The following is a 25,890-nucleotide window of genomic DNA, read 5'->3' as shown; positions in this document are numbered from 1 at the left end:
AGTGTTTTTCTGCTGCTTTTCTTTCCAGAGAAGGGACGGGCAGAATATGCTCCCTACCGATATGGAGGGCGCTCCATATCGGCCGACTCCATCATGGACAAGGTGATTTTTTTCGCACCGCTGTACGAACGCATCGTGGACAGCTACAATGCGGAGCTGTATATCAAGGGACATATCCATATCAAGAAGCAGAACAAGCTGTTGCGTTTTATTCCTACAATGTTCCGCATCCGCAAGGGCGAGAAGGAATATCTGATGGAAACCTACAATGAACTGAGTTTTACGGCTCCCGACATCTACGACCAGAAGGTGACGGCCACTATGGGGACGGCCAGCGAGTTGTGGGACCTGAACGGACAGCTGCCGCAATATTTCCGCCTGAATGTCTACTCGCCGACGTTGCTCTACGACAAGCTTCTGTCGCCCGTAGCTCCCAATGCCAAGAAGTATTACGACTATCGCATTGACACCATCCAGGGACGGCCGCACGACCTGCAATACGTCATCCGCTTTATACCCAAGAGTAAAAGCTTCCAGCTGGTGGGCGGATATATGGTGGTGAGCGACAATGTGTGGAGCATCCGCGAGATACGCTTTTCGGGCCGCTCTGAGATTCTGCGTTTCAACAATCACGTCAGGATGGGCGAAGTGGGGGCGGCGGACGAGTTTCTTCCTTTGCTTTCAGATTTCGACGTGACGTTTAAGATGGTGGGCAATGTCATCGACGGCAGCTATACGGCCTCGTTGAAGTACAAGGACATCAGGCAGCACAATCCGTCTGCCGTGCGGAGAAAGTCCGACAAAGACCCTTATGACCTGTCGGCCTCCTATACGCTGAGGTGCGACACGAGTGCTTGTGTGAGGGATACGGCTGTCTTCAACACCTTGCGCCCGCTGGCGCTGACGGGGCATGAAGACTCGTTGTACCGCTCTTACTTCTTGTATCGCGATACGGTGGGGAAGCAGCAGAAGAAGCCCCGCAACAAGCGTCTGGAGTTTTGGGGGACGGTAGGCGATGCGCTGGTGAGCCGCTATACGCTCGACCTGGCCAATGTGGGGAGTGTGCGCTGTTCGCCCATTCTCAATCCGCTTCTGTTGAGCTACAGCCACTCCAACGGTATTTCTTACAGGCAGGACTTCCGCTACAACCGCCTGTTTTCGGGCGACCGCTTTCTGCACATCGCTCCCCGCATCGGATATAACTTTACGCGGAAGGAGTTCTACTGGTCGATGAGCGGCGATTTGGATTACTGGCCGCGAAAACGTGCGTCGATACATGTTGATATGGGTAGCGGAAACCGCATCTATAGCAGTGACGTGCTGGACGAACTGAAGGCGATGCCCGACAGCCTGTTCGATTTCGACCAGATTCATCTGGATTATTTCAAGGACCTGTATTTCAGAGTGACGCACAGCTGGGAGGTAGTCAACGGATTGACGCTGGACATTGGTTTGTCTCTCCATCGGCGTACGGAGGTCGAGAAGTCCAACTTCAGGCTGCTCCTGCCCGACGGTGGCGACCTGGTAGCCAAAAATCCGCAGACGAGGGCCATCGGCGAGAGTCCTTATCCGCCTGTGCTGACGCCTGACATCTTGAAGAAATTCCGCCACACGTACAGCAGTTTTGCCCCACGCGTATCCCTGCGATGGACACCAGGGCAGTACTACTACATGAATGGCGACCGAAAAATCAATCTCCACTCGAAATATCCCACGCTGATGGTCGATTGGGAGCGGGGCATCAGCGGGGTGCTGAAGGGTTCGGGTACGTACGAACGGGTGGAAGTGGATTTGCAGCACAACATCCCCTTGGGCCTCATGCGCGACCTCTACTATCGCGTGGGGTGGGGAAAGTTCACCAATCAGGAAGAACTGTACTTTGTGGATTTTGCCAACTTTACCCGCTCCAACCTGCCTGTGGGGTGGAACGATGAAATAGGCGGCGTCTTTCAGCTGCTCGACGGCCGCTGGTACAACTCTTCGCGCGAGTATCTGCGTGCCCACGTCACCTATGAGTCTCCCTTCCTGCTGCTGCGCCACCTGATGAAGTATACCCAGTATGTGCTGAACGAACGCCTTTACCTGAACACCCTGCTGGTGCCCCACCTCATGCCCTATGTGGAAGTGGGTTATGGCATCGGCACCCATATCTTCGACTTCGGCGTCTTTGCCAGCTTTGCCAACTGGAAGTATCAGGAGATAGGCTGCAAGTTCACCTTCGAGCTGTTCAACCGTTAAAAGGCGGAGGGTTAACATCTTTTATCCGAAACTCCTTGCAGTTGACAGCTTTATTCCATTCATTTGCAGATAAACCTTTTAAAAACAAATGTACATGAAAAATTGGAGACTGGAAGCCGCTATCGTAGCAGTAGGTCTGCTGTTGCTCGGCTGGATGCTGAGGGGCGGTATCAATGACTTTAGAGACAGAGAACGTGTCGTTACCGTGAAAGGTCTGGCCGAGATGGAAGTACCTGCCGATAAGGTGGTGTGGCCCTTGGTGCACAAGGACATCGGCAACGACCCTGCCGTCATCTACGCCAATATAGCCAAGAAGAATGCGGCCATCGTCGCTTTCCTGAAGAACAATGGTGTCAGCGATGCCGAAATCAGCATAGCCCCGCCCGAAATCATCGACATGGAAGCCGAACGCTATGCCAATCAGAACGTGAACTACCGATACAATGCCACGTCGGTCATCACCGTCACCTCGAAGAACGTGGACAACGTGCGCAAGCTGATGACCGAGCAGGCCGAGCTGTTGAAGCAGGGCATTGCCATTGCGGGCGGCGACTACCGCTACAACGTGTCCTACGAGTTTACAGGGCTGAACACCATCAAGCCGCAGATGATTGAGGAAGCCACGAAGAACGCCCGTGCGGCCGCCGAAAAGTTTGCCAAGGATTCGGACAGCAAGCTGGGTAAAATCCGAAACGCTACGCAGGGGCAGTTCACCATCAGCGACCGCGACAGCAATACACCTTATATAAAGAGTGTGCGCGTAGTGACGACGGTCACCTACTATCTGAAAAACTAAAACACTGTTTTCTGTAGCATAAAAGTGCCATTTCCTGCTGCCAAAGCATTGCTTTGCGGCGGCGGAATGGCACTTTGTGCGTACAGGGTGCCTCGCTGCCTGTATTTTTTAGGACCGAACGTTTTGTCGTTCAAGAAAATAGTCCTATCTTTGCGCCCGATTTATTGAGTCAACATAAAGTCTCACTTAATTAATTATTAAAAACAACTTATTTATTAATGGAAAAATTTGAAAAAGTAGCTCCGGTTGAAGACTTCAACTGGGATGCGTATGAGAATGGCGAAACAACTTCCACTGTTAGCCACGAGGACATGGAAAAGGCGTATGACAATACGCTGAACAAGGTTAACGACCGTGAGGTTGTTGACGGTACCGTAATCGCAATGAACAAGCGTGAAGTAGTTGTGAACATCGGTTACAAATCAGACGGTATCATTCCGATGAGTGAATTCCGTTACAATCCCGACCTGAAGGTAGGTGATACTGTAGAAGTATACATCGAAAATCAGGAAGACAAGAAAGGACAGCTCGTTCTGTCTCACCGCAAAGCTCGTGCTACCCGTTCTTGGGATCGCGTAAACGCTGCTTTGGAAAACGAAGAAATTATCAAGGGTTACATCAAGTGCCGCACAAAGGGTGGTATGATCGTAGACGTATTCGGCATCGAAGCCTTCTTGCCGGGTTCTCAAATCGACGTTAAGCCTATCCGCGACTATGATGTATTCGTTGGCAAGACAATGGAATTCAAGGTTGTCAAGATCAACCAGGAATTCAAGAACGTCGTTGTTTCTCACAAGGCCCTCATCGAGGCTGAGTTGGAACAGCAGAAGAAGGAAATCATCAGCAAACTCGAGAAGGGTCAGGTACTCGAGGGTGTTGTCAAGAATATCACATCTTACGGTGTGTTCATCGACTTGGGTGGCGTAGACGGTCTGATCCACATCACCGACCTGTCTTGGGGCCGCGTAAGCGATCCGCACGAAGTAGTAGAGCTCGACCAGAAGCTGAACGTTGTTATCCTCGACTTCGACGACGAGAAGAAGCGTATCGCTCTGGGTCTGAAGCAGCTCACTCCGCATCCTTGGGATGCTCTCGATCCGAACCTCAAGGTGGGCGACCACGTGAAGGGCAAAGTTGTCGTTATGGCCGACTACGGTGCATTCGTCGAAATCGCTCCGGGTGTAGAAGGTCTGATCCACGTATCTGAAATGTCTTGGAGCCAGCACCTGCGTTCTGCTCAGGACTTCATGAAGGTGGGCGACGAAGTAGAAGCTGTTGTTCTGACTCTGGACCGCGAAGAGCGTAAGATGTCATTGGGTATCAAGCAGCTGAAACCGGATCCATGGGAAACTATCGAAGAGAAGTATCCTGTAGGCAGCAAGCACGTTGCTAAAGTACGCAACTTCACTAACTTCGGTGTATTCGTAGAAATCGAAGAAGGTGTTGACGGCTTGATTCACATCTCTGACCTGTCTTGGACTAAGAAGGTTAAACATCCTTCTGAATTCACTCAGATTGGTGCCGACATCGAAGTTCAGGTACTGGAAATCGACAAGGAAAACCGTCGTTTGAGCCTCGGTCACAAGCAGCTGGAAGAGAATCCTTGGGATGTATTCGAAACTGTATTCACTGTAGGTTCTGTACACGAAGGTACTATCATCGAAATGCTGGATAAGGGCGCTGTAGTAGCTCTGCCTTACGGTGTAGAAGGTTTCGCAACTCCGAAGCACCTCGTTAAGAAAGACGGTTCTCAGGCTCAGCTCGATGAGAAACTGCCGTTCAAGGTGATCGAATTCAACAAGGACGCTAAGCGTATCATCCTGTCTCACAGCCGCATTTTCGAAGATGCTGCCAAGGCAGAAGAAAGAGCAGAAAAGAAGGCTGCCAAGAAGTCTAACAGCAAGAAGGAAGAAACTCCGATGATTCAGAATCAGGCTGCTTCCACTACGCTGGGCGACATCGACGCATTGGCTGCTTTGAAGGAGCAACTGGAAGGTAAGAAGAAATAATTTATTTCTGATTCAACTTCAATAGGGAGAGAGTGCACCCGTCTGCGGGTTGCACTCTCTTTTTTTGTGCCTGTCAGGCAACATGAATCGCGATTTATGCCTAAATTTGCGTCGTTATGGAGAAATTTGAGTTACATATCCTGGGGTGTGGTTCGGCCCTGCCTACCACCCGCCATTTCCCGACGTCGCAGATACTCAACGTGCGCGACAAGTTGTTCATGATCGATTGCGGCGAAGGAGCGCAACTGCAGTTCCGCAAGTCGCGCCTGAAGTTCTCGCGTCTGAACCACATCTTCATTTCCCATCTGCATGGCGACCATTGCTTCGGCCTGCTTGGGCTGGTCTCTACCCTGAACCTGTTGGGGCGTACGGCCGAGCTCCACATTCATTCGCCTCAGGGATTGGAGGAATTGCTGACACCCATGCTCGAGTTCTTCAACCATCAGATGACCTATCGGGTGGTGTTTCATGCCTTCGACACCCGCGAGGCATCGCTGGTTTACGAGGACCGTTCGCTGACGGTGACTACCATCCCCTTGCGGCATCGCATGCCCACCTGCGGCTTTCTGTTTGCCGAGAAGCCGCGCCCCAACCACATCATCCGCGAAATGATTGACTTCTATCAGATACCAGTCTTCGAGCTCAATCGCATCAAGAACGGAGCCGACTATATGACGCCCGACGGCGAAGTGATTCCCAACAGCCGACTGACGCGTCCGTCCGACCCTCCACGCAGCTATGCTTATTGTTCGGACACCCTCCCGCTGGCATCGGTTGTGGAGCAGGTGCGTGGAGCCGACCTCTTGTTTCACGAAGCCACCTTTGTCGACGACGATGCCCCTCGTGCCAAAGAAACCTTCCATACCACCGCTTCGCAGGCGGCTGCCATTGCCCGCGAGGCAGGCGTGAAGCGTTTGCTCATCGGGCATTTTTCTGCCCGATACGAAGATGAAAATCTTCTGCTGGAGCAGGCCCGTGCTGTTTTTCCTCAAACCTTGTTGGCGAAAGAAACGCTTTGTGTTCCTATTTAATTAAACTTTTTGTATCTTTGGACGTCTAAATTCTACAAATGCGAATAAAAGTATATGAATACTTCCTATAATGAGCGCGAAGTGTTAGCCTTGTTGCAGGACGAGAAGACACAGCGGCGCGGCTTCGAGATGATTGTGGCGCAGTATAGCGAGCAGCTGTACTGGCAGATACGCCGCATGGTGTATTCGCATGAGGATGCCAATGACCTGCTCCAGAATACCTTCGTCAAGGCATGGACAAGCATTGATTATTTTCGGGGAGACGCCAAGTTGTCTACCTGGCTCTACCGCATTGCCCTGAACGAGTGTCTGACGTTCTTGAGCAAGCAGCGGGCAATGTCGACCGTGTCGTTGGACGATCCTGAGGCGGATGTGTTGCAGAAGCTGGAAAGCGACCCCTATTTTTCGGGCGACAAGATACAGGCCAAGTTGCAGAAAGCCCTTTTGACCCTGCCCGAGAAGCAGCGGATGGTATTCAACCTGAAGTATTATCAGGAAATGAAGTACGAAGAGATGTCCGAAATCTTTGGTACGTCGGTCGGAGCGCTGAAGGCTTCCTACTATCATGCCGTGAAAAAAATCGAGAAGTTTTTTGATGATGAACTTTAAACCTTTGACACTAACCATAGTCTAATCTAAATGAAAGGAGAAAAGCTTATGAAAGAAGAAGATAATTTGCTGAAGAAAATTGGTACGGAGAATCCTTTCCGTGTGCCGGAAGGATATTTCGAGAGTTTCACTTCAGACTTGATGAGCCGTCTTCCAGAGAAAGAAAAGACCGATATCCGTCGCGAACCCACTACGTGGGAAAGAGTGAGGCCGTGGCTCTACATGGCTGCCATGTTTATAGGAGCCGCCTTGATCATACGGGTCGCTTCGCCGGTAAATGAAAAAGTGCCCGAGGTACAGCAACAGGTAGCTGTCGATGATACAGATACCGAGTTGGAGTATATCAGTACAGCCATAGACAATACGATGATGGACGACTATTCGCTGTATGTCTATCTGAGCGATGAAAGTGCAGAATAATCAATGTTTTAGTAAAGAATGACAATGAAAAAATTGAGCGTTTTAATGATTGCCTTGTTCGGCCTGATGCTTTCAGTATGGGCGGGCGACGGTGTATGCCAGCGGTTGACGAAGGATGAGTTTCGTGCCAGGCAGCAGGCATTTCTGACAGAGAAAGCCAAGCTGACCCGTGAGGAGGCTGCCAAGTTCTTCCCCTTGTATTTTGAGTTGCAGGACCGCAAGCAGCAGCTGAACGACAAGGCATGGAAACTGCTGCGTCAAGGCAAGGATGAGAATATGTCGGAAAGCCAATATGGTGAGATTCTCGATGGTGTGTATGATGCGCGAGTAGCTTCCAGTGAGTTGGAGCGGAGCTATATGAAGAAGTTCCAGAAGATTCTTCCCAACAAGAAAATTTATCTGATACAGCGTGCCGAGATGCGTTTCCATCGCGAATTGCTGAAGGGCATGCATGGCAAGGACGAGAATAATAAAGGGAAACGTCCTGCACCTCCCAAGAGGTGAAAACGTTTCCCACATAAACAGAGCTACTATTTTCAGTTTTCAAGAGGTAAAGTCTCCCGACGTTGGATGAATGAATCGACGTTGGGAGACTTTGTTTTTATTCTTCTTTTTCCAGTTTCTTGGCTTCTTCCCAGATGGCGTCCATTTCGGCCAGCGTCATGTCATGCAGGTTGCGGCCTTCCTTGATGGTATGTGCCTCGAGGTAGTTGAAGCGGCGGATGAATTTCTGGTTGGTGTGTTCCAGTGCATTGTCGGGGTTGATCTTGTAGAGGCGGGCGGCGTTGATGAGGCTGAACAGCACGTCGCCGAATTCTTCTTCGGCTTTCTGCTTGTCCATGTTGGCCACTTCGGCCTGAAACTCCTGGATTTCTTCCTTCACCTTGTCCCACACCTGTTCGCGCTCTTCCCAGTCGAAGCCTACGTTGCGGGCCTTGTCCTGTATGCGGTAGGCCTTAATGAGCGAGGGCAGGGCAGCGGGTACGCCTGCCAATACACTTTTGTTTCCACCTTTTTCCTTCAGTTTCAGTTGCTCCCAGTTCTCCACAACCTGGGCAGCCGTTTCGGCCTTTTCGTTGCCGAAGACGTGTGGATGGCGGAAGATGAGCTTCTCGCACAGGCGGTCGCATACGTCCTTGATGTCGAAGTCGCCCGTCTCGCTGCCTATCTTGGCATAGAAGGCCACGTGCAGCAGGACGTCGCCCAGCTCCTTGCAGATGTCCTGCTTGTCGTCGCGCATCAGGGCGTCGCACAGTTCGTAGGTTTCTTCGATGGTGTTGGGACGCAGGCTTTCGTTGGTTTGCTTGCGGTCCCAGGGACATTTCTCGCGCAGTTCGTCGAGGATGTCAAGGAAGCGTCCGAAGGCTTCCATCTGTTCTTTACGGGTATGTTGCATGGTTCTTCAGTTTAAAATTCTTTTTCGCAAAGGTACAAAGATTTTATGGATTTTGTGCGCTTCGTGCCGTTTCGTATGAGATGAGCAACCCCACCACCTCGGAGTAATTCTGGCGGCCGCTGTCTATCTTGTTGCCTTTCAGGTAGAGGTCGTAGATCCAATCCTGCACGGCACCTACCAACGGGCTGTACTTGGCCGACCAATAGGCTTGATGGTCTTTGGCCAATTGGATGATTTCGGGGCGGATGCTCTCTACGAGTGCCTGGTAAGCAGCCTCGTCCATCAGGCGGCGGGCGTTGCCCAACACGTGGAAGAGGATGGAGTAGTAGCCGCTGAAGCGCAGGGCGGGTACGCTGGAGCGGGTGCATACCTGATAGGCATAGAAGTTGGCCTCCGCCTCGCTGGTGATGCCCAGGCGGTGGGCCAGTTCGTGGGCATAGGTGGCGGGATAGTCGGCAGGCAGCAGGTCGCCGTTCAGGGTGAACTCGCAGAAGAAAGGCCCCATACTGCCCGTGACGCCCACCATCGAGATGAGCGGGGTGAAGAGCATCGTCTTGGCCCGCGGGTGGTCGGTCGTGGGCGGGAGCACACCCAGCGCAGGGCTGATGGCACGATAGCCGCGTACCACTTCGTTGCGTACCATGTCGGTGTCGATGCTGTCGATAGGGGTGTACGAAGCGTTCAGCCGCTCGATGTAGTCGTCCGTAAAGCGGGCGAAGTTTTCGGGCGTATAAGCCGTGTAGGCGATGCCCGTCCGCTGGTAGAAGTTGGGTTGCGAGTAGTTCAGGCCCCAGGCCAGGTAGAACCAGACGTATATCCAGCAGAGGAACTCCACCTCGCGACCAGCGATGCGCCGCCAGGGCTTCTTGCGGCGGAGGCGGGCGTAAAAAGGCCAGACAACAAGCCAGGCGATGCTGAGGGCAATGAAGAGGTCGCCCACGGCGAAGAGGATGAGGTTGGACACGGCGGTCAGCACGCGGGCTATGCTGGGGTAAATGTATCGGGCGTAGCAGGCTCCCGCGGCGGGCAGGAGTTGCACGAGCCACACGATAAGTATCAGTGTCATCAGTAGAAGGTGGCGTTTCTTCAGACGCTTCCACCAAGGGCGTACAGTCCTGTCGCCCTCTTTTGCCGTTTTTCTTAGAGTATTGAATGTCAGCATACTATCAGTTTATTTTAGTTTATCAAAAATAAACTGCCAGTTTAATAGCGATAAACTGTCAGTTTAATGCGCTTAAACTGTCAGTTTACTCCGTTTAAACTGAGAGTTTAAAGCCTTTGAACTGACGGTACACTCCGCTTGAACCGGAGCAAAACCGTCGTCTTTGCGCAAAGATAGACAAATCTTTTCGTTGCTTTTGCCGATGGAAAGCAATAAATTACTAATTTTGTGCCCATAATCGCAAACAATTTTAATTTTATAGACTTAAAGAGAAATGGAATTAGCAAGTAAGTACAATCCCGCCGACGTAGAGGGAAAGTGGTACCAGTATTGGCTGGACCACAAACTGTTCAGTTCGAAACCCGATGGCCGTCAACCGTACACCGTCGTCATCCCGCCCCCCAACGTCACCGGCGTGCTCCACATGGGACACATGCTTAATAATACCATTCAAGATATCCTGGTGCGCCGCGCCCGCATGGAAGGCAAGAACGCCTGCTGGGTGCCGGGTACCGACCATGCTTCCATCGCCACCGAAGCCAAGGTGGTGAACAAACTGGCTGCGCAGGGCATCAAGAAGACCGACCTGACGCGCGAGGAGTTCCTGAAGCATGCCTGGGAATGGACCGACGAACACGGCGGCATCATCCTGAAGCAGCTCCGCAAGCTGGGCGCTTCGTGCGACTGGGACCGCACGGCCTTCACCATGGACGAGAAGCGCAGCGAGAGCGTCATCAAGGTGTTTGTCGACCTGTATAACAAGGGACTCATCTACCGCGGCGTGCGCATGGTGAACTGGGACCCCAAGGCGCTGACCGCCTTGAGCGACGAGGAAGTGATTTATAAGGAAGAGCACAGCAAGCTCTACTACCTGAAATACTACGTGGCTGACGACGACATGTCGGGCGAGACCGGCGCCGAGGGTGAAGTGGTTCACCGCGATGCCCAGGGCCGTCGCTACGCTGTAGTTGCCACGACCCGCCCTGAGACCATCATGGGCGATACGGCCATGTGTATCAATCCTGCCGACCCCAAGAACCAGTGGCTGAAGGGCAAGAAAGTCATCGTGCCCCTCGTAGGTCGTGTCATCCCCGTCATTCAGGACGACTACGTGGATGTAGAGTTCGGTACAGGTTGCTTGAAGGTGACGCCTGCCCACGACGTGAACGACTACATGCTGGGCGAGAAATATAACCTGCCGAGCATCGACATCTTCAACGACAACGGTACCCTGAGCGAAGCCGCCGGCCTCTATGTAGGCATGGACCGCTTCGACGTGCGCGAGCAGATTGAGAAAGACCTTGCCGCCGCCGGCCTGCTGGAGAAGGTGGAGGCCTACACCAACAAGGTGGGCTTCTCCGAGCGTACCAACGTGGCCATCGAGCCGAAGCTCTCCATGCAGTGGTTCCTCAAGATGCAGCACTTTGCCGACATGGCTCTGCCGCCCGTCATGAACGACGAACTGAAGTTCTATCCCGCCAAGTACAAGAACACGTACAAGAACTGGCTGGAGAACATCAAGGACTGGTGCATCAGCCGCCAGCTGTGGTGGGGACACCGCATCCCTGCTTACTTCCTGCCCGAAGGCGGATACGTGGTGGCCGAGACGCCCGAGAAGGCCCTCGAACTGGCCAAAGAGAAGACCGGCAAGGCCGACCTGAAGCTGGAAGACCTGCGTCAGGACGAAGACTGCCTCGACACGTGGTTCTCTTCCTGGCTGTGGCCCATCTCCCTGTTCGACGGCATCAACAACCCCGGCAACGAGGAAATCAAATACTACTATCCGACGAGCGACCTGGTGACAGGCCCGGACATCATCTTCTTCTGGGTGGCCCGCATGATTATGGCTGGATACGAATACATGGGCGACATGCCTTTCCGCAACGTGTACTTCACAGGTATCGTGCGCGACAAGCTGGGACGTAAGATGTCCAAGTCGCTGGGCAACTCGCCCGATCCGCTCGACCTCATCGAACGCTATGGTGCCGACGGTGTGCGCATGGGTATGATGCTTTCGGCTCCTGCCGGCAACGATATCCTCTTCGACGACGCCCTGTGCGAGCAAGGCCGTAACTTCAACAACAAGATATGGAACGCCTTCCGCCTCGTCAAGGGCTGGGAAGTGAGCGCCGAGGTCGAAGTGCCCGAAGCAGCCGCCCTGGCCATGAAGTGGTTCGAGTCGAAGCAGAACGCCGTAGCCGCCGAAGTGGCCGACCTCTTCAGCAAGTACCGCCTGAGCGAAGCCCTGATGGCTGTCTACAAGCTCTTCTGGGACGAGTTCTCCAGCTGGTACCTGGAGATGATCAAGCCAGCTTACGGCCAGCCCATCAGCAAGGCCGTTTACGACACGACCATCGGCTTCTTCGATAACCTGCTCCACCTGCTCCATCCGTTCATGCCCTTCATCACCGAAGAGCTGTGGCAGCACATCGTGGACCGCAAGGACGGCGAGAGCCTGATGGTGAGCCCCATGCTAGCTCCGGGCAAGGTGGACGAGGCTATCGTGCAGCAGTTCGAGGTAGTGAAGGAAATCATCAGCAACGTCCGCTCCATCCGCTTGCAGAAGAACATTGCTCAGAAGGAAGCGCTGGATTTGCAGGCTGTGGGCGAAAACCCTGTAGCTGCCTTCAACGCCGTCATCACGAAGATGTGCAACCTTTCGTCCATCGCCGTGGTCGAGGCCAAGGCCGACGGAGCTGCTGCCTTCATGGTAGGTACGACGGAGTATGCCGTACCTCTGGGCAACATGATCGACGTGGAAGCCGAGATTGCCCGTATGGAAGCCGAGCTGAAGCACAAGGAAGGTTTCCTGCAAGGCGTACTGAAGAAGCTCAGCAACGAGAAGTTTGTGAACAACGCTCCCGCTGCCGTCATCGAGCTGGAGCGCAAGAAGCAGGCCGATGCCGAAAGCATCATCAAGTCGTTGAAGGAAAGCATCGCTGCGCTGAAGAAAGCGTGAAGTAGTGATTGACGAGCTACAAGCTCTATGGCTTGTCGCTCGTCATTCGTAGTTCATCACTAACAAATATAGGAACGTCGGGTGCGGCTTTCTGTCTAAGGAAAGCAGGACCCGGCGTTTGTTTTTTTAATCTTAAAAACGAATGTATAATGAGAAAGATCACTTCTTTTCTGTTGCTGGCAGCGTTGTGTTGCCCCACATGGCAGGCAGTAGCCTCCGTTACAGACACTGTATTCATCCGTGAGACCAATATTCCAGTTCTGATAGACCGTCAGGATAACGAGTTGTTCCATCTGCGCATCGACAATGGCGAAGGTAAGAAGCTCGATCGGGTATCCCTTGACTTGGGAGCAGAAGTCGATTTAACCCAGATAGAAGCTGTCAAGCTGTTCTATGGCGGTACGGAGTGCGTGGAACGTAGCGATAAGGGCGGATATGCTCCCGTGGCCTATGTGTCGGCCTATACCGTAGGACAGACCCGTGCGGCCAATCCTTCTTACTCTATTCTGAAGAGTGAAGTCCGTTCGCCGGGCCGTCAGGTAGTGTTCAATGTCAATCAGTCGCTCTATCCGGGTATCAATTATTTTTGGGTAAGTTTGCAGATGAAACTGCAGGCATCGTTGCTGACCAAGTTTTCGGCGTCTGTATCATCGGTTGAAATTGATGGACAGACAGCTCCGCTGAAACTGGTCAACGGTCCGCGTGTCCACAGAATGGGCTATGGAGTCCGTCAGGCGGGCGACGACGGAGTAGCTGCTTATCGTATTCCAGGCTTGGTGACCAGTAACAAGGGGACGCTGCTGGCCGTCTACGACGTGCGCCACAATAGTAGTGTGGACCTCCAGGAATACATCGAAATTGGCCTTAGCCGCAGTACCGACGGCGGGCAGACGTGGGAGAAGATGCAGATTCCCATGAGCTTCGGCGAATATGGTGGACTGCCCAAAGCGCAGAACGGTGTGGGCGATCCGGCTATTCTGGTGGACAAGCAGACTGGTATCATCTGGATAATGGCGGCTTGGACACACGGCATGGGCAACGCGCGTGCTTGGAACAATTCGGGACAGGGTATGACGTTGGAACAGACCGCCCAGCTGATGCTGGTGAAGAGTGATGACGATGGCAAGACGTGGTCCGAACCTATCAACATCACCAGCCAGGTGAAGTCTCCCGAATGGTATTTCCTGCTTCAGGGACCTGGGCGTGGTATTTCGATGATAGATGGTACATTGGTCTTTGCCGGGCAGTTCATTGGTGCCGACCGTATTCCTTGTGCCTGCATCATCTATAGCAAGGACCATGGCAAGACGTGGCACATCAGCCAGCCGGCCCGTAGCAATACGACTGAGTCGCAGGTGGCCGAAGTGGAGCCGGGCGTGCTGATGCTGAACATGCGCGACAATCGGGGAGGGAGTCGAGCCGTGGCTGTGACCCGTGACTTTGGGGCTACTTGGGAAGAACATCCGTCTTCGCGCAAGGCATTGGTAGAGCCTGTTTGTATGGCGAGCTTGTTGCATGTAGCGGCCGAAGACAATGTAACTGGTAAACCTATTCTGTTGTTCTCCAACCCCGACAGTCCAAAGAATCGCCACCGTATGACCATCAAGGCCAGTTTGGATAACGGGTTGACATGGCTTCCCGAGAACCGCCTGATGCTGGACGAAGGTGGTAGCTGGGGCTATTCCTGCTTGACGATGATCGACCGCGAGACTGTCGGTATTCTTTATGAAAGCAGTACGGCTCATATCTTGTTCCAGGCCGTTAAGTTGGAAGATATTCTTAAATAACGTAAGGAGTTTACACGTAAGGGCGGTAAGGGGCAAGTTTGCTCTAATACACAGCCTGAGGGCGTAATCATCAGGAAAAAGATGTCAATGGCCTGTATGACTTGTTGGATGATTTGAGATTTCGTGATTCCTGTATAAAAGAACTCCCCTTCATTTTTACTGGCTTTTACCAGAAAAAAGAAGGGGAGTATTGTTTAGAGTATATAGAAAAGTTTATTCCAACAGTTTCTTCAGAAATTCATCCAATTCCTCGTCCAGTCCTTTCAGCAATTCGTCGTTTACCAATAAAGTATCGTCGTCCATTAGAAGAAGTTCGGCAAGCGTTTCTTTCTCTTCATCTACCAATACGAACGAGAAAGGTTTCAAGATAGTCATTTTATCAAAATCACCGGCACTTTTCATTTCGTTCAAAAGGCTTGATAAAATACGTTCGGTGTTTTCATTGAAATCGTTGCCGTCGTAGGCGGTCCATTCTTCGATGACTGTATTGGCCAGCTCTTCGTCTTCATCGTTGAAGATAGACAATTCACCCGAGTTGGGGTTGGCCTGCAAGTGTATATCGGTTACAATTGTTTGCTCGCAGGCACAATTATATTTGCTGACAGCCTTTTTTATGGCGTTTCCAAGTTGGGACAAGGATGATTGACTCAGTTTCATAATACAAAATTCTGTTATTTCTTTCAAAGGTAGGAAAAAAATGGTAACCTTGATACATTTTCCTTAAAAATCCGCATTATTTCTTTTCATTTGGGCATTGAGGCGTACCAGACCATCTTTCCGGGTTTTCAGTTCATTGACATACGAATTGGTCATGATGTAGTATGATATCTCGCTTGTGTAGATACCTTCTGCTGCATCTTTTATCTCTTTGGCCACGTCCTTTGCCATACTTTGGGCTATCTCGCGTGCTTTCACTGCCCAATCGTAAGCAAGGTCAAGACTGTCCTGTATTTCATATCCAAAGGCAATGTTGCAGGCTGCATACATTTTCTGTTTTCCTTTTTGGCGTTCATACTCTTTTTTCCAAAGTTCGATGGCTCCTGCCCAGTCCTTTTCCTTGACGCAAACGTCTGCATCTCGCATGTTGACCGACCCTCCTTTAAAGAGATAGCGGTTGGCCGTCTGCCAGTGGGGAACCAGATACTTGACTGGTGCGATACCTGCAAAACTGGAGGCTTGTTCTATCAGTTCCTTTTCTGGAACCAGTTGGGTAAATATTTGTGTCTGGCTGTCTCCGGTAGCTTCCCAAAAGATGCTGTCCGTACAATTGACGGTTGCCATAGGAGCAGAGCGGTTGGGCAAGTAGACTTTTAAGGTCGGGTAGACTTTGGCATCTACAGTACCATAATATAAGTTCCAACCGGGCATGTAGCTGACTTTGCGCAGGCTGCTCAGTTGGACATTTTCCAAAGCAATGAGAAAATCTACTCCCAACTCCTGGGTCAATTGTTGTACTTCACTTTGCGAAAGGGTACTTTCGCGCGGAGTAATGTCGTGGCTTCTCAGGGCAGAGTCACAGATAACTACCAGGTCAAAATAGTTTTCGTCGGCGATAGCTTGTGCCATCGATTCGGTAGTCAGTTTGGCTTCACCATTGTAATAATCGGTACGGCGCGCCAGTTCCGTGGAACTTTTGCCTGTTTTCTTGTCACTGGCAATAAGTTTGTTTTCCGGTGTTTCAGGCATATTGTTGACAATGGCCACCCGTTTCAGTTCGTTCGGAAATGTAATTTCGGCTGGCAACATGTAGTCTATTGACACTTGTTCGATGGATTGACAAGCTGTCAGACATAGGATACCTGCTATAATCAGTGTATAAAGGAGACTTTTCTTCATATACATGTCTTTTAGTTAAGTTTGAACAAAAATACTCTTTTCGCAGAAAAAACGAAAGCCTCGAACGTTTTTTAACCGTTCGAGGCTTTTTGTTAAAGGGGGTATCCTTTTATTTATAAGTCACGCCCATGGCAATTCTTGTATTTCTTTCCGCTACCACAAGGACAGGGATCGTTACGGCCTACCGTCTTTTCGGCGCGTATCGGTTCACGACGGGGCTGCTCACGCGTATCTCTTGCTGCAGCTGCCTGTTGGTTGGGATCGTTCAAATCAACCTTTTGTTCACGATAACGACTCATATCCTGACGTTGCTCAGGGGCAGCCTGACGTACTTCTACGTTGCGCTGGGGGGCCTGCTGCTGGCTTTCGGCCGGAGCTTCCTGTACAGGTATCTGGCCACGCATCAGGATGGAGATGGTCTGGTTGTTAATCTTGTCAACCATCGCGTCGAACAGGTTGACAGACTCCAGCTTGTAAATCAACAACGGGTCTTTCTGTTCGTAGCTGGCGTTCTGTACGGAATGCTTCAGGTCATCCAGTTCACGGAGGTTTTCCTTCCAGGCTTCGTCGATGACGTGCAGCAGGATACTCTTCTCAAATGATTTTACAACCTCCTTACATTCGCTTTCGTACGCAGCTTTCAGGTTACAGGAGATGTTATACATTCGCTTACCGTCGGTGATGGGGATGAGAATATTCTCATACATGTGACCTTGGTTTTCATATACTTGCTTGATGACCGGATAGGCAATCTGTGCCATACGTTCGGTCTTGCGCTTGAAGAGTTCCATAGCAGCATCGAATGCTTTCTCTGCCAGTTTCTCCTTCTTGACTTCTTTGAATTCTTCCTCGCTGAAGGGAACTTCCATAGCCAGTGTCTGCAGCATGTCCATTTTGCAGTTTTCGTAGTCGGGAGCTTCTACAGCATTGGCGCAACGGTCCCAAATCATATTGACGATATCCATACCGATACGTTCGCCCATCAAGGCATGGCGACGCTTAGTATAGACTACGGTACGTTGTTTGTTCATTACGTCATCGTATTCCAACAGACGCTTACGGATACCGAAGTTGTTTTCTTCCACTTTCTTCTGGGCGCGTTCGATAGATTTGGAAATCATGCTGTGTTCGATCATCTCACCTTCCTTGAAGCCCAGTTTGTCCATCACGCCGGCAATTCGGTCGGACGAGAACAGACGCATCAGGTCGTCTTCCAGTGATACGAAGAATACGGAAGAACCCGGGTCACCCTGACGGCCGGCACGACCACGCAACTGGCGGTCTACACGACGGGACTCGTGACGCTCTGTACCGATGATGGCCAGACCGCCTGCGGCCTTCACTTCCGGACTCAGCTTGATATCGGTACCACGACCGGCCATATTGGTGGCAATGGTCACCGTACTGCTCTGACCGGCTTGTGCCACGATTTCGGCTTCCTTCTGGTGCAGCTTGGCGTTCAATACGTTGTGGGGAATCTTACGCATAGTCAACATCTTGCTCAGCATTTCCGAGATTTCGACCGACGTTGTACCTACCAGTACAGGGCGTCCGGCGTTGACCATCGCTTCGATTTCCTCGATAACGGCTTTGTATTTCTCGCGTTTTGTCTTGTAAACGCGGTCGTTCATGTCCTTACGGGCAATGGGGCGGTTGGTCGGGATGACTACTACATCCAGTTTATAGATATCCCAGAATTCACCTGCTTCCGTTTCGGCTGTACCGGTCATACCCGAAAGCTTGTGGTACATACGGAAGTAGTTCTGCAAGGTGATGGTTGCGAATGTCTGTGTGGCTGCTTCTACCTTCACACCTTCCTTGGCTTCGATAGCCTGGTGCAGACCGTCGGAATAGCGGCGGCCTTCCATGATACGGCCGGTCTGCTCATCCACAATCTTCACCTGTCCGTCTATCACGACATATTCGTCGTCCTTTTCGAACATGGTGTAGGCTTTCAACAGCTGGTTGATGGTATGTACACGTTCCGACTTGATGGCATAGTTGGTGAGCAGGGCATCCTTCTTGGCCAGACGTTCTTCTTCGCTCAGGTCCTTTTCATTTTCAAGTTCGGAGAGCTGGGCAGTAATGTCTGGCAATACGAAGAGAGTAGGGTCGGCCGAATTGCCGCTGATAAGGTCTACACCCTTATCGGTCAGGTCGACGCTGTTCAGTTTCTCGTCGATGACGAAGTAGAGCGGGTCGGTAACTTCGTGCATGCGCTTGTTGTTCTGCTCCATGTAGATTTCCTCGGTCTTCAGCATGCCGGCTTTGACGCCCTGTTCGCTCAGGAACTTGATGAGCGGTTTGTTCTTGGGCAGGGCCTTGTGGCTGCGGTAGAGAGCCAGGAAACCTTCTTCCTGTTCTTTCTTGTCGCTGGAGGCGATGAGGCGTTTGGCATCGGCCAAGTATTGGGTGGCCAGTCGCTTCTGGGCTTCTACCAGTCTTTCTACCAGCGGGCGGAGCTGTTCGAACAGCTGGTCATCCCCTTTGGGTACCGGACCGGAAATAATCAACGGGGTACGGGCATCGTCAATCAATACGGAGTCCACCTCATCGACGATGGCGTAGTTGTGCTGGCGTTGTACGAGATCTCTCGGGCTGATGGCCATGTTGTCACGCAGGTAGTCGAAACCAAATTCATTGTTGGTACCGAATGTGATGTCGGCCAGGTAGGCACGGCGGCGGGCATCGGAGTTAGGCTGGTGCTTGTCGATGCAGTCTACGCTCAGGCCGTGGAACATGTAGAGCGGTCCCATCCACTCGGAGTCACGCTTGGACAGGTAGTCGTTCACGGTTACGACGTGTACACCGTTACCGGTCAGGGCGTTGAGGAATACGGGGAGGGTAGCCACGAGGGTCTTACCTTCACCGGTTGCCATTTCGGCAATCTTGCCTTTGTGCAATACGACACCACCGAAGAGCTGTACGTCGTAGTGTACCATGTTCCAGGTAATTTCATTACCGCCTGCCATCCAATGGTTTTTGTAGATGGCCTTGTCGCCTTCGATGCGGACAAAGTCCTTGGTAGCAGCCAGCTGGCGGTCGAAGTCATTGGCCGTTACGGTGATTTCTTCGTTCTCCGTGAAACGGCGTGCCGTTGACTTGACAATGGCAAAGGCAGCGGGTAACACATCGTCGAGTGCTTTTTCGTAAATCTCCAGTATTTCCTTTTCGATTTTGTCTATCTGGGCAAAGAGTTCTTCACGCTTTTCCAGTTCCGTGTTTTCTACTGTAGCCTTCAGCTCGTCCACTTTGGCACGTTGCGAGGCTGCGGAGTTGCGGATGTATGCCTTCAGCTCTTCTGTTTTGGCACGCAAGGCATCGTTGTCCAGACTGTCGATTTCGGGATAAACGGCTTTCACCTTGTCTACCCATGGTTGTATTTCCTTCATGTCACGGGTGGATTTATTGCCGAAAATCGAGCTTAAAAATTCATTGAATCCCATTTTATAATTGTTTTTTTATTATTATTCTGTTTGATTGATAGATATTTTGCCTCTGCAAAGGTAAGCATTTCGCAACAGAGCACACAGCGTTCTGCCGAGTTTTTTCCGTCAATCTGCCCATTCCTGCAGGCCATGGCGGACTGAAGTGAGGAAAATGGGGACATGCGGAACCCTTTGTCATGAAAAATCAGAGGTTGAGCGGAGAAGCGGTACAGCCGTTGGGGGCACGTATGCGCATCACATTGCTCAGTGTAGGGGCAATGCGGTCGGCACTGACGGCGGTCCGGATGGTTTCGGCCTTGATACCTCCTCCGATAAGTATCAGCGGAGCCGGTATTTCGGCAGCCCGGACAGCCCGGCTGTCGGTGCTGTTTTCCTGGACGATGGTCCATCCGGGCAGAACCTCGATGAGCAGGTCGCCCGAGCGTTTGCGGTGGTAACCGTTGCGTACGCGGTCGATTTGTGGTGACCAGGAGCCGAGCAGCAGCCGTTGCGAAGAGTAGACTTTGTCCACTCCGCTGAACTGAACCAGAAACGTTGCCGATTTCTCGAGTATTTCAGTCAGGTCGAGCTGCTTGTCTTCCAGTAGTTTATGATTGAGATAAATTTGTTGGTCATAGAATGCCTCGACGTATTGCCCTGATCCGTAGGTCGCCATCAGATACATGTTGAGCAGCGTGGCACAACGGTTCAGATGGAACTCTCCTCCGGGGATACGGTAGATACCGGTATCGGCAGGGTCGGGGTCGGCATAGCCGGTAGACGCAATGCACAGGATGGTGTTCTGTAAACCGACTCTTTTGTCGATGAGGTCGAGCAGCGTGGCGATGCTTCTGTCCAGTCTGACGTAGGTGTCCTGCATCTCCATGGCACATTCGCGTGTGCTGCGGTGGTTGTAGTTGCCTGCATAGTAGGTCAGGGCCAGCAGGTCGGTAGTATTGTCCTGCCCTAAGCCGCTCTTTTTCAGCAGCTGGGCGGTGAGCAGGTTCACTTCGTCGTTGATGAAGGGGCTGGCGGACAGTCGGTAGAATTTGTTCTCGCGTTCGGTCTCAAAGATGTATTTGAACGGCTCGGTACGCCAGTCGGACAGGTATTTGTAGTCGCCCATCGGCTTTACGGGCGTCCAGACGATGTCTTTGATGCGAAAATCTACCGAGCAGGAGTCATTGTATTGGTTAAGCCATTCGGGGAATTCCTGGTAATAGGTACTTCCACACCACTTGCCGTTGGTCTTGTTGATCCAGAAAGCGCCGTCGCCTGCGTGTCCGGCACTCAGGATGGCGGCGTCGCGGTTGGGGGCGATGGCGTAGACTTTAGCCTGGTTACGAGTGGCGATTTTCAGTTCGTCGGCGATGGTGGAGGTCAGCAGATGGGCGGGCGAACTGCTTTGGTTGGTATAGTTGCCCATGTAGTTGGGGTCGTCCACACAGCTGCGTGGCGTCAGGGTGGATACGTCCATCCATTTGCCTGCAATGATGCCGTGGGTGGCAGGAGAGCAGCCGGTGAAGATGGTGGCCGTGGCCGACGCGCGGTCGGGCTTGTTGAACGGCATCTCTGCCTGCAGGAATACTTTCCCTTCACGCATCAGCCGCTTGAAGCCTTTTTCGCCGTAGAGGGACGAGAACGCCTCCAGATAGTCGGTGCGCAGCTGGTCGATGGTCAGCGTTACAACCAGCTTGGGTGTGGCGGGCAGCGGTTGGGCCTGCATGCCGCCGATGGTCAGCATCAATATGGAGGTTATCAGTCCTTTTTTCATTTCTTCTGTTTCGTAGCTTGTTTATGTGACAATATCAGGTTGCCTGCCGAACGTACCAGCAAACACAGTGCCAAAGGTAATACAGCTAAATTGATTTTTTGCGGAATTATCGCCCAAAGCACTATAAATAGTGTTAAAACGGCCAGATTGGCCATCATATAGTAGCTCTTTTGTTTCCGGATGACCTTTCTCAGCATGCAAGGCAGGCAGAAAAGGTGCAACGGATGGAGTACAAAGAGCACATAGTTGGAACCTACGGCGGGGTGTTGCGAGAAGAAGGACAGGAAAGCCAGGATACATCCGCCCAATCCGGCCGCGAGGAAAAGGGCGAGGTCGATTCCCCACAGACTTTTCCCTTTACGGAGTCCATACCATGTGGCCACAATGATTACGGCCAGTAACAGCAGGGCACAGGTCATCGGGCCGGGAATCAGAAGGGAGTCTTCTTCGTTTTCGGCAGAAGCGCTGACCACTTGCTCGGTATCGCTTACCAGCGGAATGCTGTATGTGCCTGTAGAGTCGGCCAGCGTGGCGGTGGCAAAGAAGTCTTTCAGGTAGAGGGGAGCGAACATCATCTGATGCCGGCTGATGGGTCGGTCGGCTTCGCTGCCCAGGCAGAGGTCTATGCCCAGCTTCGACCACGGATGTCCCTGGCAACATTCGTGAACGATGTCGCGGAAGCTGCGGCCGGTGTCGGTCGTTGTCATGTCGTCGGCATAGTGCAGTCGGTCTTCTACAGCCCGTTCCACCAGGTCGCGCGGGCGGGTAGCGCAGTTGTCGTGGAAGAAGTTGTAGAGGTAGACACGGTTCTCCGGGCGGTAGTTCTCTTCCAGCAGGGCTATCAGCCGTTGTTTTTCTTTGTGGCTGAGGTTCAGTGTCTGCTGCCACACGTCGCGGTTGGTCATCTGATACTCGGACAGAAAATATTTGTAGTTCGTGGCTCCCAGCTGGTAATACGTTTCGCCCAGCGTGAAGCGCAGGACGAAGTTAGGCGTGTCGAAGCTGAACAGGCCGTAGTTGAACACGGCGTCGATGCCCTTCCGACGGTCTTCGTAGCGGAGGGCCGTATGTCCGAAGAGGGCGTAGATGTCCGTTCCCGGCCCGCAGGTCAGCAGGCTGAGGCGGATACCGTCGTCTTCGGGCGCAGGCTGTACCTCTGCCGCCAGCAGGCGGGGGCAGGCAAGACTGCACACGAAGGCCGTGATGCATATAATATAGGAATATAGAGTCCGTTGCATGTCTTTTCAATGATTTGCGGCGCAAAGATAATGTTTGGTGCCCGAAAGTCCTACATTTGTTTCGAAAATTGTTGGCATTCGCTGAAAATCTGGCCGGGCGTGTAGGGAGGAATCGTCGGGATACGCTTGTTGGGGCGTCGGGACACTTTGTTTTGCTTTGTTTGTTTCTGCTGACAAAATGATGGGATTTGCGATTTGGTGCTGACACTGGCTTTTCTCGGAAAAGATAAACGGGGCGGGCAGAAGCCTGGAATGAATGTCCCAACCCGCGGGAAAGTGGGTATTTGGCGGGCAGGATGTATGTTTTCTGTCGTTACATTGTTTGTTTGGGGTGAAAACATTGTATGTTTCCTGGCAAAAGATTGCTTGAAAAAACGGGTTCCAATGCCTGAAAAGATGGAAAAAGTGCCGGATTTTGTACAGAAAAGGCCTGTTTTTGCCGATTTCTCTCTGTTTTCCGTGCCAAAATGCGGCTTTTAAGGCTCCAGTTTCGTCTGGTTTGTTTGTAAGGATTTTGCTATCTGTCTGTGTGTGAGCTTGAAAGATGGTTTCGCCTTCGTCCTTTTCCATCGGCCCCGACTTCGCTCCGAAAGAAGCGAATCTCAGGCCGTTTGGAAATCAAAGTGTCATTTTGCTACATCGGAAAGCGGAATGAAGCGGCTGGCGGGGAAGGACTTCATTTCTTTCGGAAAGGTGGTCTTTGGGGCTGTTGCCTGCTGCCGCCATACAGTTTGTCTATCAGGTCCGTGCGTCCGAGACGGTGCAGCTCGTTGACGATGTTGCGTCGTTCTTCGGGTTTGTACCAAAAGAAGAACTGCCGTTGGGCCAGCTTTTCGCGCTGCGTCTTGGCGCTGAACACGGGTTCGAGCGTATACGGATGGAAGCCCGTGTACCACGCTTCGGTGGAGACAGTCATAGGGGTGGGCGTAAAGTCCTGTACCTGCTCCAGATGGAAGTCGAGGCGCTTGGTGATGACGGCCAGTTCGGCCATGTCTTCTTCGTGGCAGCCGGGATGACTGGATATAAAGTAGGGGATGAGCTGCTGCCGCAGGCCTTCTTCGCGGTTGATGCGGTCGAATATCTGCTTGAATGTTTCGAACTGGGCGAACGGTGGTTTGCGCATTACGTTCAGCACACGGTCGCTGGTATGTTCGGGGGCCACCTTGAGGCGGCCGCTGACGTGGCGGGTGATAAGCTCGCGGGTATATTCGCGGGTACTTTGATTCACCTTGGGGTCCTTGCTCTCGTGGAGCAGCAGGTCGTAGCGCACACCGCTGCCGATGAACGACTTCTTGATGCCCGGCAGGGCGTCTACGGCATGATAGATGTCGAGCAGGGGGCGATGGTCGGTGTTCAGGTTGGGGCAGATGCGCGGGTGGATGCACGAGGGGCGTTTGCATTTCTTGCACAGTTCGAAGTTCGCGCCCTGCATGCGGTACATGTTGGCACTTGGGCCGCCCAAGTCGCTCAGATAACCTTTGAAGTCGGGCAGTTCCATGACGGCTTTTACTTCGCGCAGAATGCTTTCCTTGCTTCGGCTCACGATGAATTTCCCCTGATGGGCGGAGATGGTACAGAATGCACAACCGCCGAAACAGCCGCGATGGATGTTGATGGAGTGCTTGATCATGTCGTAGGCCGGGATGCGCTTGCCCTTGTATTTGGGATGGGGCAGGCGCGTGTAGGGCAGGTCGAATGAATGGTCCAGCTCCTCGGTGGTGAGGGGCGGATAGGGTGGATTGACGACAACCGTTTGCCGCCCTACCGTTTGCAGGATGCGCGAAGCGGCATATTTGTTGCTCTCTTCCTCGATGTGACGGAAGTTGGCGGCCTCCTTCTTCTTGTCTCCCAGGCATTCTTCGTGGGAGTAAAGGGTGATGTCACCTTCCTGAGGATGGACTTCACGGGTGAGGTAGGCAATTTGGGGGATATCGTCCAGTGGCAATCCCTGCTGCATGCGACGTACCAGTTCGACTATCGGTTTTTCGCCCATTCCATAGATGAGCAGGTCGGCCCCGCTGTCGCACAGAATGCTGGGACGAACGCGGTCCTGCCAGTAGTCGTAGTGGGTGAGGCGGCGCATACTGGCCTCGATACCGCCCAAAAAGACGGGAACGTCGGGGTAGAGCCGTTTCAGGATTTGGGTATAGACAATGGAGGGATATTCCGGACGCATGTCGGGTCGTGCGTCGGGCGTATAGGCATCATCGCTGCGCAAGCGCTTGTTGGCCGTATATTTGTTGACCATCGAGTCCATGCAGCCGGCCGATACGCCGAAGAACAGACGCGGACGGCCCAGTTTCTTGAAGTCGCGCAGGTCGTCACGCCAGTTGGGCTGGGGTACAATGGCCACCCGCAGTCCTTCGGCTTCGAGGATGCGTCCGATGACGGCGGCTCCGAACGAGGGATGGTCCACGTAGGCATCACCGCTGAAGATAATCACGTCCAATTCTTCCCACCCGCGAAGTTCCACTTCTTTCTTGGTTGTGGGCAACCAGTCTGTCAGTCTGTATTCTTTCATGGGCACAAAGATAGTGCAAACCAAGCAATGTGCAAAGTTTGTACTTGACTTTAAGGGTGATGGAAATGTCGGAGGGAAAGTATCATTTCGTAAACTGAACCGTCATACGCTCTCCTTCGTAAATCTCACGGAAGCCGATACCTTGCTCAGCCAGATACTCTTTCAGGTCTTTGAAGGCTTCGGCATGGTCCATGATGATTTCCAGTGATTCACCCGATTGTGCCTCACACAAGGCTTTGATGGCGGGGATGAGCGGGCTGTAGGGCAGGGAACCGCAGGTATTGATGGTCTTCATGTCAGTCTTCCTCTTCTTCTTCCAGCGGGTGGGCAGGCAACCACTCCAGATAGAGGCGTATGAGCTGCTGCAGTCCGAAGGCTTTCATGTTGTTGTGATAGATAACGTCGATGCAGAGGTCGAGCAGGTCTTTGCTGTCTTCTACCTGGGCGGCGATAAGCGAACGGATGTTCAGTTTCAGTTTGTCGAGTACCGTTTCGTCCACGATACCGTTGCTGTCAATAAGATGCTGGAACAGTCCGTACTTTTGGATGGTTGTCAGGTTCTCGTCCGATACTTGGATACTGCGTGTACCACTGGGGTTGGCTTGTATAGTGTACATGTCTTTTTAGTTTTAAGGGTTATGTTTTATGTATCTTGTGCAGCAAAGATAAACTTTTCGTGACACAGT

At 52.3% G+C, this 25,890-nt stretch carries 20 protein-coding genes; 9 read left to right on the top strand and 11 right to left on the bottom strand.

The features are described 5' to 3' along the window. Positions 1-93: 93 nt before the first annotated feature. The 7 genes from RDO88_RS06765 to RDO88_RS06735 all read left to right on the top strand — a co-directional run bounded on the left by RDO88_RS06765 (position 94) and on the right by RDO88_RS06735 (position 7,607). A complete protein-coding gene (locus RDO88_RS06765) occupies positions 94-2,238 on the top strand; it encodes a DUF5686 family protein (RefSeq protein WP_374043917.1) in 2,145 nt (714 codons plus the stop codon). 94 nt (positions 2,239-2,332) lie between these two features. After that, on the top strand, positions 2,333-3,034 hold the full coding sequence (locus RDO88_RS06760; RefSeq protein ID WP_307758650.1) for an SIMPL domain-containing protein: 702 nt from the start codon (positions 2,333-2,335) through the stop codon (positions 3,032-3,034). A 218-nt stretch (positions 3,035-3,252) separates the two neighbouring features. Beyond that, positions 3,253-5,043, top strand: coding sequence for a 30S ribosomal protein S1 (gene rpsA / locus RDO88_RS06755; protein WP_307758649.1), 1,791 nt, complete (start codon positions 3,253-3,255; stop codon positions 5,041-5,043). A 116-nt stretch (positions 5,044-5,159) separates the two neighbouring features. After that, positions 5,160-6,074, top strand: coding sequence for a ribonuclease Z (locus RDO88_RS06750; protein WP_307758648.1), 915 nt, complete (start codon positions 5,160-5,162; stop codon positions 6,072-6,074). Positions 6,075-6,128: 54 nt separating this feature from the next. Beyond that, positions 6,129-6,683, top strand: coding sequence for a sigma-70 family RNA polymerase sigma factor (locus RDO88_RS06745; protein ID WP_307758647.1), 555 nt, complete (start codon positions 6,129-6,131; stop codon positions 6,681-6,683). A 48-nt stretch (positions 6,684-6,731) separates the two neighbouring features. Beyond that, positions 6,732-7,103: a hypothetical protein gene (locus RDO88_RS06740; RefSeq protein WP_307758646.1), complete on the top strand. Its 372-nt coding sequence runs from the start codon at positions 6,732-6,734 to the stop codon at positions 7,101-7,103. 24 nt (positions 7,104-7,127) lie between these two features. After that, positions 7,128-7,607, top strand: a complete 480-nt coding sequence (locus tag RDO88_RS06735; protein WP_307758645.1) for a hypothetical protein — start codon at positions 7,128-7,130, stop codon at positions 7,605-7,607. Between the two features lie 97 nt (positions 7,608-7,704). On the opposite strand, the gene mazG is transcribed toward RDO88_RS06735, so the two are convergent. Next, positions 7,705-8,499: a nucleoside triphosphate pyrophosphohydrolase gene (gene mazG / locus RDO88_RS06730; RefSeq protein ID WP_307758644.1), complete on the bottom strand. Its 795-nt coding sequence runs from the start codon at positions 8,497-8,499 to the stop codon at positions 7,705-7,707. Between the two features lie 43 nt (positions 8,500-8,542). Then, positions 8,543-9,565, bottom strand: coding sequence for a DUF3810 family protein (locus RDO88_RS06725; protein ID WP_307758732.1), 1,023 nt, complete (start codon positions 9,563-9,565; stop codon positions 8,543-8,545). A 370-nt stretch (positions 9,566-9,935) separates the two neighbouring features. Here RDO88_RS06725 and RDO88_RS06720 point away from each other — a divergent pair, with 370 nt between their 5' ends. Together RDO88_RS06720 and RDO88_RS06715 are read left to right on the top strand one after the other, a co-directional pair. Then, the gene (locus tag RDO88_RS06720; protein WP_307758643.1) at positions 9,936-12,620 is read left to right on the top strand and encodes a valine--tRNA ligase; all 2,685 of its coding nucleotides are present in this window, start codon (positions 9,936-9,938) and stop codon (positions 12,618-12,620) included. Positions 12,621-12,769: 149 nt separating this feature from the next. Further along, positions 12,770-14,407, top strand: coding sequence for a BNR-repeat neuraminidase N-terminal domain-containing protein (locus tag RDO88_RS06715; RefSeq protein ID WP_307758642.1), 1,638 nt, complete (start codon positions 12,770-12,772; stop codon positions 14,405-14,407). 213 nt (positions 14,408-14,620) lie between these two features. Here RDO88_RS06715 and RDO88_RS06710 read toward each other — a convergent pair whose 3' ends face one another. The 9 genes from RDO88_RS06710 to RDO88_RS06670 all read right to left on the bottom strand — a co-directional run bounded on the left by RDO88_RS06710 (position 14,621) and on the right by RDO88_RS06670 (position 25,821). Next, a complete protein-coding gene (locus RDO88_RS06710; protein ID WP_307758641.1) occupies positions 14,621-15,064 on the bottom strand; it encodes a hypothetical protein in 444 nt (147 codons plus the stop codon). Positions 15,065-15,127: 63 nt separating this feature from the next. Beyond that, positions 15,128-16,243, bottom strand: coding sequence for a DUF6340 family protein (locus tag RDO88_RS06705; protein WP_307758640.1), 1,116 nt, complete (start codon positions 16,241-16,243; stop codon positions 15,128-15,130). Between the two features lie 113 nt (positions 16,244-16,356). Then, positions 16,357-19,689 carry a preprotein translocase subunit SecA gene (gene secA / locus RDO88_RS06700; RefSeq protein WP_307758639.1) on the bottom strand — a complete coding sequence of 1,111 codons (3,333 nt, stop codon included), beginning with the start codon at positions 19,687-19,689 and terminating at the stop codon, positions 16,357-16,359. 187 nt (positions 19,690-19,876) lie between these two features. Further along, on the bottom strand, positions 19,877-21,445 hold the full coding sequence (locus tag RDO88_RS06695) for an alkaline phosphatase family protein (RefSeq protein ID WP_307758638.1): 1,569 nt from the start codon (positions 21,443-21,445) through the stop codon (positions 19,877-19,879). Then, entirely contained in the window at positions 21,442-22,683 is a 1,242-nt protein-coding gene (locus tag RDO88_RS06690) for a DUF4105 domain-containing protein (protein ID WP_307758637.1), read from the bottom strand. The genes RDO88_RS06695 and RDO88_RS06690 overlap by 4 nt, the downstream gene beginning before the upstream one ends. Before the next feature lie 6 nt (positions 22,684-22,689). Continuing rightward, the gene (locus RDO88_RS06685; protein ID WP_307758636.1) at positions 22,690-23,253 is read right to left on the bottom strand and encodes a hypothetical protein; all 564 of its coding nucleotides are present in this window, start codon (positions 23,251-23,253) and stop codon (positions 22,690-22,692) included. A gap of 106 nt (positions 23,254-23,359) precedes the next feature. Then, complete coding sequence (locus RDO88_RS06680) at positions 23,360-25,204, bottom strand: YgiQ family radical SAM protein (RefSeq protein ID WP_307758635.1); 1,845 nt, start codon at positions 25,202-25,204, stop codon at positions 23,360-23,362. An 82-nt stretch (positions 25,205-25,286) separates the two neighbouring features. Continuing rightward, positions 25,287-25,499 (bottom strand): sulfurtransferase TusA family protein, encoded by a 213-nt coding sequence (locus RDO88_RS06675; RefSeq protein WP_307758634.1) that lies wholly within the window; start codon positions 25,497-25,499, stop codon positions 25,287-25,289. A gap of 1 nt (position 25,500) precedes the next feature. Next, positions 25,501-25,821 (bottom strand): hypothetical protein, encoded by a 321-nt coding sequence (locus tag RDO88_RS06670; RefSeq protein WP_307758633.1) that lies wholly within the window; start codon positions 25,819-25,821, stop codon positions 25,501-25,503. Between the last annotated feature and the right edge of the window lie 69 nt (positions 25,822-25,890).

The sequence above is a fragment of the uncultured Mediterranea sp. genome (assembly GCF_902493215.1).
Lineage (GTDB): Bacteria > Bacteroidota > Bacteroidia > Bacteroidales > Bacteroidaceae > Bacteroides.
The sequence above is the reverse complement of the archived record's forward strand: the minus strand, read 5'-3'. Positions and strand labels throughout refer to the sequence as shown.